This is a genomic window from Chryseobacterium indoltheticum, assembly GCF_003815915.1.
In the GTDB taxonomy this organism is placed as follows: Bacteria; Bacteroidota; Bacteroidia; order Flavobacteriales; family Weeksellaceae; genus Chryseobacterium; species Chryseobacterium indoltheticum.
Genome location: NZ_CP033929.1, coordinates 1,785,245 through 1,802,355 on the forward strand (window position 1 = coordinate 1,785,245; position 17,111 = coordinate 1,802,355).

General features: G+C 37.3%; 17 protein-coding genes. 16 read left to right on the forward strand and 1 reads right to left on the reverse strand.

Features of this window, described 5'->3' with window-relative positions:
• The first annotated feature begins 513 nt into the window (after positions 1 to 513).
• The 4 genes from EG358_RS08445 (at position 514) to EG358_RS08460 (ending at position 5,136) form a co-directional block, all read left to right on the forward strand.
• Positions 514 to 1,836, forward strand: a complete 1,323-nt coding sequence (locus tag EG358_RS08445; protein ID WP_076561645.1) for a DUF262 domain-containing protein — start codon at positions 514 to 516, stop codon at positions 1,834 to 1,836.
• Entirely contained in the window at positions 1,826 to 3,763 is a 1,938-nt protein-coding gene (locus EG358_RS08450) for a DUF262 domain-containing protein (RefSeq protein WP_076561646.1), read from the forward strand. The genes EG358_RS08445 and EG358_RS08450 overlap by 11 nt, the downstream gene beginning before the upstream one ends.
• A gap of 126 nt (positions 3,764 to 3,889) precedes the next feature.
• Complete coding sequence (locus EG358_RS08455) at positions 3,890 to 4,459, forward strand: 3'-5' exonuclease (protein WP_076561647.1); 570 nt, start codon at positions 3,890 to 3,892, stop codon at positions 4,457 to 4,459.
• 71 nt (positions 4,460 to 4,530) lie between these two features.
• Positions 4,531 to 5,136 (forward strand): hypothetical protein, encoded by a 606-nt coding sequence (locus EG358_RS08460; protein WP_076561648.1) that lies wholly within the window; start codon positions 4,531 to 4,533, stop codon positions 5,134 to 5,136.
• Positions 5,137 to 5,223: 87 nt separating this feature from the next.
• On the opposite strand, the gene EG358_RS08465 is transcribed toward EG358_RS08460, so the two are convergent.
• On the reverse strand, positions 5,224 to 6,213 hold the full coding sequence (locus EG358_RS08465) for a DUF6602 domain-containing protein (RefSeq protein ID WP_123890061.1): 990 nt from the start codon (positions 6,211 to 6,213) through the stop codon (positions 5,224 to 5,226).
• A 289-nt stretch (positions 6,214 to 6,502) separates the two neighbouring features.
• Between EG358_RS08465 and EG358_RS08470 the strand changes: the two genes are divergently transcribed.
• From EG358_RS08470 to EG358_RS08525, 12 genes are all read left to right on the forward strand, one after another.
• Positions 6,503 to 7,297, forward strand: a complete 795-nt coding sequence (locus EG358_RS08470) for a hypothetical protein (protein ID WP_076561650.1) — start codon at positions 6,503 to 6,505, stop codon at positions 7,295 to 7,297.
• A gap of 49 nt (positions 7,298 to 7,346) precedes the next feature.
• Entirely contained in the window at positions 7,347 to 7,712 is a 366-nt protein-coding gene (locus EG358_RS08475) for a hypothetical protein (protein WP_076561651.1), read from the forward strand.
• A complete protein-coding gene (locus tag EG358_RS08480) occupies positions 7,702 to 9,186 on the forward strand; it encodes a relaxase/mobilization nuclease domain-containing protein (RefSeq protein ID WP_076561652.1) in 1,485 nt (494 codons plus the stop codon). Before EG358_RS08475 ends, EG358_RS08480 begins: the two co-directional genes overlap by 11 nt.
• Positions 9,187 to 9,213: 27 nt before the next feature.
• Positions 9,214 to 9,867 carry an AAA family ATPase gene (locus EG358_RS08485; RefSeq protein ID WP_076561653.1) on the forward strand — a complete coding sequence of 218 codons (654 nt, stop codon included), beginning with the start codon at positions 9,214 to 9,216 and terminating at the stop codon, positions 9,865 to 9,867.
• Positions 9,868 to 9,905: 38 nt separating this feature from the next.
• A complete protein-coding gene (locus tag EG358_RS08490; protein WP_076561654.1) occupies positions 9,906 to 10,436 on the forward strand; it encodes a hypothetical protein in 531 nt (176 codons plus the stop codon).
• A 159-nt stretch (positions 10,437 to 10,595) separates the two neighbouring features.
• Positions 10,596 to 10,874, forward strand: a complete 279-nt coding sequence (locus tag EG358_RS08495) for a DUF4134 family protein (protein WP_394337949.1) — start codon at positions 10,596 to 10,598, stop codon at positions 10,872 to 10,874.
• Entirely contained in the window at positions 10,874 to 11,179 is a 306-nt protein-coding gene (locus EG358_RS08500; protein WP_076561656.1) for a DUF4133 domain-containing protein, read from the forward strand. Before EG358_RS08495 ends, EG358_RS08500 begins: the two co-directional genes overlap by 1 nt.
• A 1-nt stretch (position 11,180) precedes the next feature.
• Entirely contained in the window at positions 11,181 to 14,246 is a 3,066-nt protein-coding gene (locus tag EG358_RS08505; RefSeq protein ID WP_076561657.1) for a TraG family conjugative transposon ATPase, read from the forward strand.
• Complete coding sequence (locus EG358_RS08510; RefSeq protein ID WP_076561658.1) at positions 14,233 to 14,889, forward strand: hypothetical protein; 657 nt, start codon at positions 14,233 to 14,235, stop codon at positions 14,887 to 14,889. The genes EG358_RS08505 and EG358_RS08510 overlap by 14 nt, the downstream gene beginning before the upstream one ends.
• A 20-nt stretch (positions 14,890 to 14,909) precedes the next feature.
• The gene (locus EG358_RS08515; protein WP_076561709.1) at positions 14,910 to 15,587 is read left to right on the forward strand and encodes a hypothetical protein; all 678 of its coding nucleotides are present in this window, start codon (positions 14,910 to 14,912) and stop codon (positions 15,585 to 15,587) included.
• A 10-nt stretch (positions 15,588 to 15,597) separates the two neighbouring features.
• Positions 15,598 to 16,278, forward strand: a complete 681-nt coding sequence (locus EG358_RS08520) for a hypothetical protein (protein ID WP_076561659.1) — start codon at positions 15,598 to 15,600, stop codon at positions 16,276 to 16,278.
• Between the two features lie 5 nt (positions 16,279 to 16,283).
• Entirely contained in the window at positions 16,284 to 17,108 is an 825-nt protein-coding gene (locus EG358_RS08525) for a hypothetical protein (RefSeq protein WP_076561660.1), read from the forward strand.
• Positions 17,109 to 17,111 lie beyond the last annotated feature (3 nt).

Consider the following 17,111-nt stretch of genomic DNA (forward strand, 5'->3'; position numbering starts at 1 on the left):
ATTAATATTGCATGATCTTTCGTTATGTTTTTACCAGTATATGTTTTTGTAAGAAATTTATAGCAAGATGTGTCTTTGTATATACAAACTTTATAAGTTTGATATCAAAAGACGATCCTGCCTTTTTTGCAAAAGGGGAAAAACTGCGGAACTTGTTTTCTAATTTCGAATATTGCACTTAATTTTTTTTTCATAATTATTTTGAATTTTAATTGTCAATATCAACTTGTAAAAGTTCTATGAATAAATTAAAAAGTTAAATTATAAAAGAATTTTTTAGAGTTATTTTTTATTATTACTGTTAATATTTTATTTTTATGGTAAACCATAATATTTGTAATTAGTTAGTAAGTATATTTGATATTTATTGGATATTAATAGAACACCAATTATCAATTTAAATGGTTATTAAGAAATTTTATATCCATAGATTATGAAAAAAAAGAATAAATAATAATTAGAACTGCATAAATTTGTGCAACTATTAATCATATTTTACTCGGATAAAATTAAATGGAAGAAATTACGGTTGAAAGCCTAACCTTACACGAATTATTTCAAAAAGAACAATCTCTTGCTATTCCCGAATACCAGAGACCATATGTTTGGACACCAAAGGAAATTAACAAATTTTTGTCACAAATTAAGCAGCATGAGGAACGAGCGGACGAAAAGCCGCTTTTCTATTTAGGCAGTATAGTTTTGCATAAAAAAGATGGCTTGCTTCAAATAATCGATGGTCAACAGAGACTCACAACACTTCAGATTCTGTCACACATTCAATCAAAATCAGATTTTGGAATCAAGTACAGTCACCCAATTTCTCTCAAAAACATTAAATCAAATCACGATTATTTTTCCAAGAAAGATTTTGATCTGATTTCTTTTAATAATATCAATATAACGATCATCATTGTCGAAGATGAGGATTTGGCATATAACTTTTTTGAAACATTGAATACCGGCGGCAAACGATTGTCAGGTACTGATATTTTGAAAGCACATCATTTGCGTAGTATCACAAAAATTACAGAAAGGAATAAATATGCTGTTAATTGGGAAGATAGGCAACATAATTTAGAAGCAGTAAACAAATTATTGGCAAAAGCACGGAGAATTGATTTTTTAAAGCAAAAGAGTATACCGGACAAATTTGCGAGTGCAGAAAATTGGAAAAATGTTTTGACAGAGGATTTTGCTGAAAATGTAGGCAAGGAAAATTTTGATATAGGTTATTCCCTGGTTGAAATTGAAGAAAATACACATCGGATTATATCAGATAAATATTCGATACGACAGCCTTTGAATCAAGGAAAAAATTATATAAATTATTTGATGAGTTTTTCAAATGCTTATATATCTATTTTTGAAACTAAAAAAAGAATTGATTTTTATTCAACATTCAATAATTTCATGATTGATCAGATTGACGGAACCGTTGATCTGCGAAGTTTTTATCAATTGGCTTTGCTAAGTTTCGTCGATACTTTCGGAACGGCGAATCTCTTAGAATTCTCTCTATGGCTTTTTAGGCATATCTTTAGTTTGCGACTAAGTGAGCAAAGTAGGATTTACGAGGCCACAGTAAAAAACTATGTTGATGAAACAAAAATTATCGAGCGTATATTTCAAGCCTTTAATTATATGGAAATCATAACTTACTTGAAAGAGTATGAAACGCTCGAAATAAAAATTAGGGATAGTAAAGTTAAACAACGTTTTTTTGATAAGTGTCGTGACTTCTTTACAATGGGGGAGGTAAGTGATGGGGAGTTTGATGAAAAATTGAAAAATAGGATTGAAGAAATTGTAAAAAAACACAAAGATGAAATTTGAAACATCCCTTAAAACAATCGAAGAAATTGTAAATGAAAACTATGAATTTGTTATTCCAGTTTACCAAAGACCTTATGTTTGGGATGACGAAGAAATTAAAAAGCTTTTAGGTGATATATTAAACACATTTAACAGTGTATATTCTCTTGGCTCAAGCTATTTCGTCGGAAATACTTATGTCATTAAGTCATTAAATAAAAATCGTGAAAAACAATTTGAATTGATTGACGGACAGCAGCGTTTTACAACATTTTGGCTGCTTGCAAATGCTTACAAATTATTAAATATTGAGACTGATTTAACCGATTATCTTGAGGTAACTTATCCTACTAAAGTTAAAGATATTCGTTTTGATTTTGATATTCGAATAGAAGTTGCTAATTACTTGAAAGGTTTACTGGACAGCAGCTCATATTTAAAGTTTTCAGACGCCAGCGAAAAAGAATTTTTAAAATTTATAGCTAAAGGTGTAGAAACAATAAAGCACTTCATATTATCAGAAGTGCAGGAAGAAAAGCGTTCTGACTTTGGTAATTTTATTTACCAGAATGTATGCTTTGTATTTAATGTAGCTCCACAAAACACAGATTTGAATGCGCTCTTTACAGCATTGGGTACGTCGGGTATTCAGCTTCAACAGTCTGATATTTTGAAAGCGAGGCTTTTGGAGAAAATTAGTAGAGATTCACGCGAAAAATTCTCTAAAATTTGGGATGTATGTGAAGACATGAGTAATTATTTCGAGAAAAATATTGCAGATGTTTTTAATATAGACAGATCAAATATAAAACCGGATGATTTCAGAATTTTCAATCCGCTTTTCTTTTCACTAAATGAAAATGTAAATAAGTTTAACAATTTTCATCATACAAAGACTATCAGCGAAATAATAAATAATGATGATCATAGTGCAGAATTTAGTGAGAAAAAAATAGAAGATAGCTCAAAATGTCGTTCTATTATTTCTTTCAACACTTTGCTGATTCATACGTACAGAATTTTTAATTTACAAAGGCAGCGGGATGATTTCGAGCACACCATAGATCCAAAAACTTTGCTCTCAACAATAAAACTCGATACTTTTCATACATCTGAAGATACAGAATGCTTCTTTTTGTTGCTATGGAAAGTGAGATATGCATTTGACAAGTATGTTGTTAAATGGCGCTTCGAAGAAGATGATGATAACGACGAAAAATTACTGTTGACTGATATTAATACAAGCAGGAGTTATGAGAAAAATTATTTTTCAAGAACTAATTCGTCTTATTCACCTTCTCAGATGCTGCAATCTGTCTTGTATTTCACCGGTGGTTTTACTCAACAATATTGGTTAACGCCATTTCTGGCTTTTCTACTGGAAAATCAAGACCTTACCAGTAATCAAATTCATGAAGAGCTGGAAAAGATAGATAATTTGATGTTGCCCGGAGATAAAAAAGAGATTTCGATACAGTTGGCTTCGCAAGCCAAGCGTAATGAAAAAGTTGATTCAAATACTTTTGATATTCTTGATCAAACGCACGGAACAAGTTTTAATCATTATTGGTTTTATAAACTGGAATATATCTTGTGGAAGAATTGGATAGATCGTCAGGACGTTAAGTTTAAAAATTATAGAATAACTTCAAAAAATTCTGTTGAACATGTTTTTCCTCAAAATCACGAATTTGGTGATAAGTTGGAGTTTAGCGAACATGATTGGTTGAACAGTTTCGGAAATTTGGGACTGCTATCCGTCGGAGAGAATTCCAAATACAACAATCAAGACGTAGAAAAGAAAAAAGTGGATTTTGATAAAAAGGAAACTTATGACTCGCTCAAATTGGCAAAAGTTTATTCGCAGAATATCAAGAATTGGGATATTGAAAAGATAAGGAACCATCAGAATAGTATGAAATTACTGATATTTGAGCATTATAAATAAAGAAGAATTTGTTTGAATGTATCAGGTAAACTTTGTTTTGAGGATGATTTTTAAATAGAAAATTGGTTCAGATTCCCGGCTATAAAAGATCAGTGGAAGTCTGACTTAAATAAGTAAAGTGATAATATGAAATTTTCGAGTGACTTGGTAATTTTTGATTTGGAAGGAAGTTGTAAAACTTTTGGACAAAATGAAATAAATGATACCAACATAATAGAGATTGGAGCTGTAAAATTAGACAAGAAAACCTTTGAAATAAAAGACGAATTCTCAATTTTAATAAAACCTAAACATTTTCCAATTCTACCTGAGATTACAGCCATTACAAACATCAGCAATAAAATGGTTGAAAACAAAAAGTATTTTGATATAGCAATTCTAGAGTTTTTAGATTGGTATGGAGAAAAGAATAAATCAACTTTAGCCGGGTGGGGATTGTATTACGACCTACCGCTCTTAAGAAAAGAATTTTCACATTTCGGATTTGATTATAACAAGTATTTTGTTGGTGGAGGTTTTGACATTAGGGCGCTCGGTGTTTATTGGTTGGCAAAAAATAATATTTCTACATCCGGAATCTCATTGAAGAGAGTCTTAGAAAAAATGAATTTAACAGAAGACTTTAAATTTCACAGAGCTTTGGATGATGCAAAAGCAACTGCTCTTATTTTACAGCAAATTCTGAATGAAAAGTAATTGTTCTTCTTGAATGAAAGGTTTTGGAATTGATTGTGTGAAATATAACATCGAAAAATATTAAGTAAATTATGATATCATCTGATACCAAGACAAGACTAAATGAGGTCATTGATTTGTCATGGAAACTTTTATTTGAAAGTATTATCTCAGGAAAACTTGTGATTAATAAAGAGTCTTCTTTACAACTTCACCTATCGAAACTTATTTTTGATTTGGGAAACTTGTATTGTATTTTTCCTGATGAAACATTTAAAATCGAAATGGAAACGAATTATGGGAATAAAAGTATCGATATAGTTTGCGGTATTGGAAAAACAAAAGCTGCAATTGAACTTAAATGTTTTATGAAGGCCAGCAATAGGGCTAAAGATCTTGATTGTTATGACGCCCTATTGGATATAGAGAGACTGCAACATTTTGAAGGATTTGATCTTAAAAAATTTATATGCTTGACCGACAACAAATATTATCCTCAAACTTTACAGACCGGACACGGAAAAACAGTTACATTGAATAACGGAACTATTTATGCAGCAAATTTGGAAATAATTCCGGGCTGGGCAGACAAGTGGAAAGTGAAGCGTGACAAACCGATTATTTTCAAAAATGATGTGACATGCAACTGGATTTCAAGAGAGCAATGGCATTTTTTGAAAGTTGATATTGAAGGTTGACCCAAGATTTTAAAGATGAAATAAAATACTTTAATAAATGGGCATGTTTTGATACACAGCTGATTTATGTTTATGTATGGCCTATTGTTATTCCGAATTTAGATTATTGAAGAATTTATCGTTTTGTTCATTGAATTTTTTATGATCTTCAGGGTTAAAATATTTAATGTCCATGGAACTGCCATTTTCAAATTGTGTTGTCCCGAAACCGTACAAACTGGAAAGTATGTAGGGATTGTAGCTTCCCTTCAACATCGCAATGATGTCAAATGCGAATTCAGAAAAGTGAGTCTCGGAAAAATGAAGCATAATTTTTTTGAACTTGTTGTCTCCGAACTGCTTCGGTTTTGAAGTAGCCCAGAAGAGCATCGACTTATTGTCTGGAACAGTATTTTCTTTTTCCTCAATCAGTGTCAGTTTACCGCTTTCCAAATTTTCAAGTGTTTCACCCCGTAGGATGTATCCTCCATTGAATCCTCTGAGTTTAGTTGCTTCAACAAGCTCGTCCAATGCCACAAAATCCATTTCATCTTGTTTTCTAAGTTCAAAGAAAACTGCTGCACAAAAGAAATTTTTCGGCAGATAAAGTTTGACCGGTTGATTGTCCGGTTCTACTCGACTCATGAGGGGCTTGAGTTTAGCCAGTTGATTAACTGCTTTTTTAGATGATTTTCGATTGAATGCAGATTTTACTTCAATAACCCCATACACATACTCTACCGGAATTGCAAGCGATCTACCTTGCCTGGAAAGATCAGAACTTCCCTCAACCCAAAGGACGGGTGATTCCAATTGATCGTAAATGATGACATCAAAATGAACCGGATATTCGGTATTAGGAATTCCCTGTGAGATAATAAAGCCGGAGGTCACTCCGTATCGTTTCGGTAAAAAGTTGCTGAGCCATTTTCTAAATTCAGCTTCTGCTACAAGGCCATGTCCGCTTTGAACCTGCCTTTTTCTGCTATGTTCGCGAGCAATGTCATAGGCTTTAAGCATCTCATTTCTTCCGGTCAGAAACTGCTGCCATCCCAAATTGGGAATCTGCATTTTTAAGTTGGGATTATGGTCTTCCATTTTAGTTTTTTGAAGCATTTAATTTACAATTTTTTCAGGTATAAACTTTATCAAAAAAAGAGAATGTCTGATGATATGTAAATCATTTAATTAAAGATGGCTCATGAATCTTTGTCCGTTTTATTAGGAATTTTATTTGCTATTCCAATGTAATCCGAATTATTCTTTTCTGATGTTTTTTAATTTTGTTTTAATGTAATTTCTTCGTATTTAATGCGTTGTGAGTTTTGGGTGTTGTTTGGTGAAGCTTTTTCGCTCAATTTTGTCTCAGGATTTAACAATAATAATCATGAAGAAATTGAGCCTAATTATTCTTTCATTTATTTCTCTTATAACTCAGGCGCAGGTCGGAATAAATACTCAAATTCCTGAAGCAACACTGGATGTTGTGGGGAAGCCTTCGGATCAGAATCATTTTGACGGTATTATTCCACCAAGAATTACAGGCAACGAACTGACAGCCAAGACATATACGGCAGCAAAAAAAGGTGCTTTTATTTTTGTGACGACAACTCCGTCGAGTTTGTCAGGACAGGTGATTAATATTTCCGAAGCTGGATTGTATTATTTTGACGGTACGGTATGGCAGTCTTTTTCCAAAGAAAAAAATCCTGTCGAATACAGTATTTTACTGATGTTCGATCATACGTCAACGGCAGGACTTTCGGTGATGGGAAATTGGTCGGCCGCAGTTAATTTCTGGGGAAATACCAACGCTTATCTGACTGCCAGCAAAAATTATACGATCGGGACCAAAAATTTCGGAGGTCTGAAAGGTGCGGTACGTTTCAGAAAGATCAACGGAATTGTCAATGTCTGGTTTCAGATATACAGATCGTATGATTCTGACCCGATCACCGGAAGTGCTTTTATAAGCATTCCCGATATTTACAGTGACATAGGGTATATTCCCAATCAGATCGTGCTGCTGCATACGGAAAATTCAACACAGTTTTTTCCGGCACTCCTGGAAAACTATTCCATACAGATTCCGCAAAGCTCACTCAATTCAATGTCGACGCAATACTACACCTATGGTGAAGTGCAGGGATATTCGAACTGGATCAAGCCTTATTTGCCATAATATTTTGGTGATCTCAGGTTAAGGTAGGTCTATTTTTTAGCGGTAAATGATGGAGAGAAACGTAAAGGAAAGTCAAATTGTTTTCAGAATCGAAAAGGATAGAAAACAGATTTGGAAAAAGCTCTGTTCCGAACGGAAAATTTCTGTCACGAGTTTGATTGTCGATTCTGTGGAAAAAAGAATTTTTGCCGATGAACGCAGAAAGGTTTTGCTTTTCATTGAGAAACAGGACAATGTTTTCAGAAAAGTTGAAACGAACATCAATCAACTGGCCAGGATTGTGAACGGTCAAAAGTTCATAACCCAGGCGCAATTCAGTGTTTTCAGAGAGCAGCTGAAAGTAGTCGCTGATCTGAAAAAAGAGCAGAATGAAATATTCAAACAAATATATTCCCTGATCGCCGATGATCGTTAAGATTTTCAAACCTTCGGGTTCTGATTTCAGCGGCGTGAAATACAATGACAAAAAAGTAGAAAAGGGAACGGGAGAACTGATGCTTATGAAAAACTTTCCTTCTTTAATCGGTCAGGATAGCGGTCAGGATGAGGTAAGAAATTACTTGAAATCAGTTTCAAAAAGTCATAAAGTGAAGAAGCCACAGTTTCATGCGGTCATTTCAACGAAATTTCAGGAGCACAGCAAAGAAGAGCTTACCGGAATTGTCGAAGGTTTCATGTCTGAAATGGGATACGGATCACAGCCGTTCATAGCAGTTTTTCACAATGATACCGATCACAACCATATTCATGTCGTTTCGTCAAGAGTGGATAAGATTACGGGAAAAAAAATAGATGACAGCTACGAGAGGCTTGCCGCTCAAAAGGCGCTGAGTGCTGTAATGGAAAAACTATACGACACTGACGTTGAAAGTGAACTCGACAAACTGCTGCGTTTTAAAACAGGTTCGTTGTCGCAATTGGAAATTTTGCTGAACAGAAACGGTTATAAACTGAGCAAAGACAGGATCGACGAAAATTCGCTGCAAATTATGAGAAACGGTGTTGTGTTGCGCACTCTTAAAGGTGATCGGATTGTTTTTGACCACGCGAAAAACGATCAGAGATCGAGGCAGATAAGAGCCATACTGTCAAAGTACAAGGAGATTTGTTCCAACAAGGTCTTTATGGTGGATGACAACAGGAAAGAGGAATCAAAATTTCCCAAAGGCGCCACTGATGATATTGATCTGTCAAAGGTGCAGATTTCGTTTGAAAGCGAACTTCAGAAAAAATTGAAAGACGTGTTCGGAATCGACGTGGTTTTTCATCATAAGGACGGTCGTCAGCCTTTTGGTTATACGATGATTGATTACAAAACAGGCAGAATGTACAAGGGCAGCGAAGTTTTAAAAATGAAGGATGTTTTTGATTTTACCGAAGACAAACTGGACAAGAAAACCTTTGAAATTCTGAAGGACTATTCGATTCCGAATGCCGAAATCAAAAAAAGTCTGCTTGAATTTTTAAAGATCTCAAAGCCGGAACTTGGTCTCAAAGATTTTATGCTGTTTGAAAACCGCAAAAGAAAGGATTTGATGACCTACAGAAAAATGCAGTTTGAAATAAAAGAGGCGATAAGGACAAAAAAAAAAAATGTTGAAAACATACATTTTTTCACCAATGCTCATAACAGGAAGGTATATGCAATTCATACCAAATATCATTTTGTGGGAGAGCTTGAACTTTTGGTCGGAGAGCGGCTTTTTCAAAGTTTTCTCCGTCCTGAAGAACGACCGGTCCAAATGGGGCAGGAACATCACAAAAGTGAAGTAGGAGAAGCGGTTGTCGAAATGGTGAGTGAATTTATGAGAAGTTCGGGAACAGGTAAAGACCCCGGCGAAGATGAACTGAAAAGGAGAAAAAAAAGGAATAAAAGGGGAGACTTGTAAAGCGATTCTGATACTAACAGCAAAGATATGATCATCACTTTTGCCACACAAAAAGGAGGAACAGGAAAAACAACACTGGCAATCGCATTTGCCAATTATGTTTCGGGTCATTCGAAAAGAAGGATCAATGTGTATGATTTTGATGATCAGAAATCATTTTATTATAAATGGACGGAAGACGAAGTCCTGGAGATTCCAAAATTGTATGAGGTGACCATTGTGAAGAATGGCAATGAAGAGCAGCTTTTCAAAGATTTTGAGGAATTGATTGATTTGAAAGAGAGTGACGACCTCAATGTCTTCGATCTTGCGGGAGCTCTCGATGCCAATTACAGTGATTTGCTGATCTACAGTGATTTTATTGTGATCCCGTTTGAATATTCGGATATCTCCGTAAAATCAACTCTGGTTTTTGTCAACTTTCTGGGATTGCTTGAAAGTCAGGCCGACCGGATTTTTATACGATCGAAGTATGACAAAGGATATAAATATTTGAATCAAGCTGCAATGGACACAGAAATTATGCGGTACGGATTTCTTGTCAACAGTCCTGTTTACAAAAGAAACTGTCTGCAGACCATTGATACCAGAAGTCTCACTTATGAGCAAAAATACGCGGTGAAGAATACCTTCAACGAATTGATTGAATACATCAACAAAACTATAAATATCGAGCTGTAAGGTTCTGCCGGCAGACTCTCAAAGAACAAAAATACACTATGGGAAAATTTACTTTGATCATTCTGCTCGTTTATGCAGGATACTATCTGGGAAACATTGCTTACGATCTCTTTGTAAAAAAACAGAACATCGCAAAAAGCGATGATTCGGAAGAGTTCTCACTGGCAGAGTTCTCAGAGCAGTATCGGGAAGACCTGAAAGTTATTCGGATTGAAGATGTCGAAAACCTCAGGACTCCAAGCTCCTTCAGCAAAAAAGAGCTGTTTGCCGAGCCCGATTCACCCGGGCAAAGATATGATCTTGAATATTGGAGAGAACGGTTTGAAGCGGAGGAGAACATTGATTCTTTTGAACCTGTGGTTGTTTTGCAGAGCGAATCTGCAGACAATTCGGATAAGTGGTCTGCTTCAGTTAAGCGGGATACCGAGATGCCGGAGGCCGAAAAATCATCTGTTTCTTCAGTTCAGGCGAACCGTGAGAAATTTCGAAATCTCCTGAATCTTGCCGAAACCAGTGTGCAGCTTATTGCGCATCCCGACGGATACAAAATATATCAGTCGATGATGTAAGCCCGTTTTTCTCAATTCTAAAAATAGGGAAGTCAACACTTAAAGACAAGTGTTGCAGGGTATTCTGTGTTTAAACACGACGAAATAATTCTAATATCAATTTTAATATTATTCAACATGAATCAGAAATTCAACAAAAAAAATGTAATGAAAAGGCTGTTGACCGCGGTTGTCGTTTTATTGGCAGTAGCTCCCGCCTATGCTCAGGCAGGAGGAAGTGCAGCGTTAGGAAACGCAGCTTCGACAATCAGCGGTTATATGGCCGATCTCAAACTTCTTATTTACGCCATAGGCGGAATTGTCGGTACAGTGGGCGGTGTCCGAATTTATAACAAGTGGACGAACGGTGATCAGGACATCAACAAAGAAATTGTCGGTTGGGGTGGTGCCTGTATTTTCCTTCTGATCGTTCCAACCTTTATCGATGCCATGTTCTAATGGGTTATTTTCTTTATAAGGGGTTGAAAAAGCCCCTTGTATTTTTCGGATTGAAGGACAAATATATCTATTACGCAATGGGTTCTGCTGTCGGAGGTCTTGTGACCGTGGCGGTTCTGTCCTCCCTGATTGGAATTTTCGGAACCATTGCAGGAGCAGCATTGGGTGTAGCGGGAGTCTGGTTAAGCTTCAGAATGCAGGATAAAAAAGGATTGTACAATAAAACAAAAAATGATACTGAGCTGCATGTGATGCCAAAGAAATTTGACAATTCCAAACTTTTAAAAAACAAAAACAAACGCTGAAATGAAACTAAAGAAAAAAGTATTTGACATTCCTTTCGTCGGTTACGATTACGGCGACAGGCACAACTGGAATTTCGATGTTCTGATCGGTCAGTTCGGAAATCCGATCATCGGCATCAAGATCAAAAACAATGTGGAACAATACTCTGCAGATCCCGATGCGTATCTGCAATTTCATACGGTCTTGAATCAGGTCATCGCCATCATCGGTGAAAATCATGTGGTGCAAAAAATCGACATTTTCAGCAAACAGGAATATAAAGCTGAAGACTCAAAGGAATTTTTACAGCAGAAATATTCTGAGCATTTCGATGGCAGAATGTTTAAAACGATCGACACCGTTCTTTTGTTTTCGGAAGCGGCAGATCATTCGAACAAAAAAAGCAGGTATGTTTTTTCGGAGAGGGGATACAAAAACTTAAGGGACAAGTGCCGGAAAATTTTTATGCTGCTCTCTCAAAGCAATTCGCAGCCCTGCTTTTTGAAGGAGAAGGATCTCGAGTATTACATCGGCGGAATTCTGTCCATGAATTTCACAAAAGTACCTTCGCAGGACAACATCAAAGCTACCCGGGAACACTTGACCATCGGTAAAAGATTCGTTAAAACGATCAGCTTTGTGGATGTCGAAAAGATCGATCTGCCTTCGGAGATTGAAACTTTTTCTACTTTGGGCGGAAGCGGTTCGGCATCCGAAACGGCAGTTGACAATTTCACTTTTATCAATGAGCTCGAAGAGTATAGTACAATTGTTTACAATCAGATTGTTTCGATCCCTCATCAGTCTTCGAAACAGAGGGAACTGGAAAAGAAGAAAAAGAAACACGAAGGGGTTGCGAAGAATTCGCTGTCCAATTCGATTGTTGCGGATGAGATTGAAGAGTTGCTTCATAATATTGCTCTGGATGGGCAGCTCATTGTGGATGCCCACTTCTCGATTTGCTATTCGGTCGATTCTCAGGAGAAAATGGAAGAAACTCAGTCTCTGATCGAAAACAAACTTTTCATGAAAGGCATTATTGTATCACAGAATTCCTACAATCAGCTGGAGCTTTTTCGATGCTGTATTCCCGGCAATGCGGTGGAACTTAAAGAATATGATCTTTTCACGACAACAAGCGAAGCGGCCTTGTGTTTTTTTTTTAAAGAGAGTTACCCGCTGAATGAGGATTCCAATTTTTATCTGCGATTCACGGACAGGCAGGGCGTGCCTTTAAATATAGATCCGTCGGATCAGCCGATGAAAAGCGGCAGAATTAACAATCGGAACAAGTTTGTGGTTGGACCTTCGGGAAGCGGAAAATCATTTTTAATGAACAATATCGTTGAGCAGGATCTGACTTACAACTATGATGTGGTGATCGTGGATACGGGCGATTCTTATTCGGGTTTGTGTTCTTACTGCAACGGAAGATACATTCAGTATACTGAAGAGAAACCCATCACGATGAATCCTTTCCTGATGAGCAAAGATGAGTTCAACATAGAAAAGCTCGAGTTTCTTGCCAATCTGATTTTTTTGATCTGGCAGGGTGCCGATGCCACCATGAGTTCAACCCAAAAGTCAATTATCGACAATGCATTGATGTCATACTATCATCGGTATTTTAAGAACGGTACACGCTGGTACGATGAGAAAACGTCAGATGAGCTTTTTCAATATTTGAGAAAATACAATATTTATGAGGAGGATATTGAAGAAAGTCTTGAGAAAGAATTTTCGGAAAGTCAAACCTACTACGATATTCTGGAACTTCCTTTTGATGCAAGTTCAGAGGAGATTCGAGAGAAGGGCAGAAAATTGATCGCCATTCATCATCCCGACAAAAACATCAACAATCCTGAGTATGATTCGGAGAAATTTCACAAGGTTTTTGAGGCGTACGATATTTTGAGTGATGACGTGAAAAGAAGAGCTTACAATGAAACCTTAACGATTCTTGCTACCGATAAGGATGTGATAAAAAAATCTTTGAATGAAGATGATTGGAACAATGATATCAGAACGGCATTGATTCGGAAAATTCAGGATCTTGAAGAAAGGTTGAAAGTTCCCGAGCTTTCTTTTAATTCATTTTATGATTTCTGCGACAGTTTCCTGCCGATATTTTTGAACAACAAAAAACACAGAATTGACGAATCGGAATTTAAACTGAGGACTTTTCTGTTTGTTCTGAAGGATTTTTACAAAGGGGGAAGATACGGTACGACGCTCAACCAAAATGCCGACAGTACTTTGTTTTACGAACCTTTTATTGTGTTTGAAATAGACAATGTGAAGGATAATCCCAAGCTGTTTCCTATTGTCACACTGATCATCATGGATACTTTCATCCAGAAAATGCGACTGCGAAAAGACCGCAGAAAAGCTTTGATCATTGAGGAGGCCTGGAAGGCTATCGCTTCAAAACTGATGGCAGGATATATACTGTACCTCTATAAAACAGTACGGAAATTTTGGGGCGAGGCCATTGTGGTAACGCAGGAACTGGACGACATCATCGGCAATCCCGTGGTGAAAGACAGTATCATCAACAACTCCGATACGTTCATCCTTCTGGATCAGACCAAATTCAAAGACAATTTTGACAAGATCGCTTCATTGCTTTCTCTCAACAAAGTGGAGCAAAACAAAATATTCACGATCAACAATCTCAACAATAAGTTCGGGAGAAGCCGTTTCAAAGAATTTTATCTGAAAAGAGGTTCCAAAGGGGAGGTATACGGAAACGAAGTATCACTGGAGCAGTACCTGACTTACACAACGGAAAAACCTGAGAAGACAGCGATAGAATACTATGTGGCAAAATCGGTGAACTATGAGGAAGCATTGAAATGGTTTGTCAGGGATTTGAAAAATTTCGGTGACAAAATGGAGGATATGGTTGCATTGGTGAATTTGTATAAAGAACCGATGGATGATGAGGTTTTCGGCTACTATCGTAAAATGAAATCAATTTTCAAAGACGTGAATATATTGAAAATGACCGTCAGTGAAATGCAGGAATCAGGTCTGACCTTTAAAGAAATTATTGCAACTAAAAAATACGGATATGAAAAAGTTTAGTATTTGTCTTTTTCTGGCGATAGGAGCCTGCTGTTGTGCACAAAATACCTATATCGATCCTACCGTCACGGCAGCAATGATCCTGTATTCGGAAAATCTCAAAAGTAGGCAGAACAAAACTATTGACGAGCAAAGCAAACTTCAACAGGCTCAAACTCTGGTTGCTTCGCAAATGGCGGTCGCCAATTCGATTCAGAATAAATTGCTGAAAGGTTTGCAGGAAGTTTCCGGAACCCTCAGGAACGGAATCCAGGTCGTGGATATTTACAACGAGATCAATCGCTGTATCCAATATTCGGGAGATATTGTCGAACTCACTCAAAACAAACCTCAGTATGCGGTATTCGGAGCGCAGGCTTCACAGAAAACGTATCAGCAGGCGGTTAAACTGACAACCGATGTATCGGATCTTTTACAGTCTGGTGAGCTGAATCTCGCTACGGCAGGAGACCGGTACAGGCTTTTGTTTTCGGTGTCGCAGAATGTAATCATGCTTAAAATATGGCTTCTGAGTACAAAGTTGAATATCGAAAGAGCCATACGACTGGGATGGTGGCAGTCCGTCAATCCTTTTCAGGGATATATGAATACGGATAAAAGTATTGTGGAAAATATTATGTGGACGTACAAGAACAGATTCTGATTCTAAAAAATGTGAGTGCAATGAAAAACAAAGTTTTCCTTTCGGTACTGCTTTTTACGATTTATATCGTAGGGACTTCCAGCGGCGGATCATCCACGCCGCCATGGCAGAAAGAGAATGTTTCTTTTCCGATGATGAATCTCGAAATAAGGCACACCATGGAAGAGCATGATCGTCAGAAAGAAATGAAGAACCGGCAGGTTGCCAATCTTGCTTCGGAAAATGTCAACAAAAAGCAATGGGAGAAATTCCAGGAGACGACCGCAAAAATTCAGGACAGACTTCGGATTGTGGATTTTGCGATGCAGGCCATTCCCACAGGATATGTTATCTATCTGGAAAGTCAGAAAATTTCTGAGCTTCAGTCGCAAATCCTTGCGGAAATTCAGACGGCGCCTTACGCCATTGCCTCGATCTTACCGGCAGAAATAAAATTTGTCGATGATATGCAGATGATCGTCAGGCTTCTGACCGGCATTGTAGTTTCTTACGGAGCCATCAACCAGATGGAAAAAGCGGAGCGCAAAATATTGTTGGAATACGCCCTACAGGAAGTGAAACAGCTGACTTTGGATGCCCGAATTATGCTCATGAAAATCAGGGATCTGAAACAGAAAATTGCATGGGTCAAGTTTCAGATTCTCAACTATATCAACAAAGACAAACAGATCATTCAGGAAATTATCAATCATTTCTAAATCAAATTTTATGAAAAAACTAACAGCCATACTGGCTCTGTTCGGAGGTTTTACAGGAGTCAGCTCGCAGTCTACCTCAGTTGTCTCCGTCGTTATCAATGAGCAGTTGCTGGCTCAGATCACAAAAAATCAGGCGGTGAGACTGGCAAGCAACGAAGCTTTTCTGAATTCTTATGAAAAGCAAAAAGAAATGTATGACGACGTCAATCGAAAAATTGCACAGGTCATTGCCATACAACAATTTATCTATGACAAACTGGTGAATGTCAACATGGCGATCAAGCAGGGGAAAAGAATGTATTATCTGTCCAAAACGTTTGCGGAGATCGGAAACAATGCCGGAGAGGTTTATCAGCTGACCACAAAATATCCGCAATATGCAGTGTTGCTCACAAGATTTTATCAGGGCGCAACGGAGGAACTCATTAAAATGCAGGCTGAGCTGACTGAGGAGATTCTCCGGGAGGACAACGATTTTTTGATGGATCCCTACGATCGAGAAAAGCTGATCAGAAATATTTCAACGAAGGCGCAAATGATCAACGGCTATTTGATATGTATCAAGATCAGGCTCAAAAATGCGATGGACATTCCCTATATCTATCAGATTCCCAAGATCAACACCTATGTGAATCTGGACAAAATGATCGTATCCGATATTATTCAGCAGTTCAAATACATTTTTAACTAATCATCATGAAAAAAAGTTTGTCAAAATTAATTGCCATCGTCCTTCTTAACACTTCGGCGTCTGCTTTCGGTCAGTTTACGGTAAAGAGACTGAATGATCCTGCAATTGTTGCTCAGCACAAAAGAATGGTGTTTGAGAGTTGGGGCAATTTTAAGCCCGACCCCAAATATGTCCTGGGTGTTCAGACCAATTTTGCCTATGCCACGGTGTGGGGATGGATGGCACCTTCGATCAACAGGGATTATAAAGACGGGGATGATATTCGACCACTGAAACCTACAGGAATCGAGGTGCAACGATTGGCCGAACTGGAGATCCAACAGGAGTATGCCGAGAAAGTAAAAAAAGAATCCGATACGATTTACAAAAGAAACGTACAGGACTTTGCAAATTGGACTTCCGCTACGGTCGATGCCGATCCGCTTTGGCTTTTGTACTACAAGAAAATGCTGAAGCCCCTGAAGGAGTTTCCGGTGCATCCGCAAAGTTTTGGAGAGTGGGGAATTAAAGATGATGTGACCTATCAATCCATGAAATCGAACGGAAGTATCGACAACCTTCAGGAAAAACTGGATTTGTTGAAAGATCAGTACGAAAAATCAAGAACATTGGATATGCCAAGAGGAAAACGTTTTTTGATGTATCACGAAACGCTTGCAGGCTGGAGGAAATTCTTAAAACAGCTGAGATCTTTCAATCAAAAGAACACTCTTTTTCTTGATTATAAAAATCTTCTGACCGTTTTGAAATCGGGTATGCAAGCTCATCGATCGCAGACAGATGTACAGATTGTGCAAAGCATTATGGCTCACTATCACAACAAATATTGATAT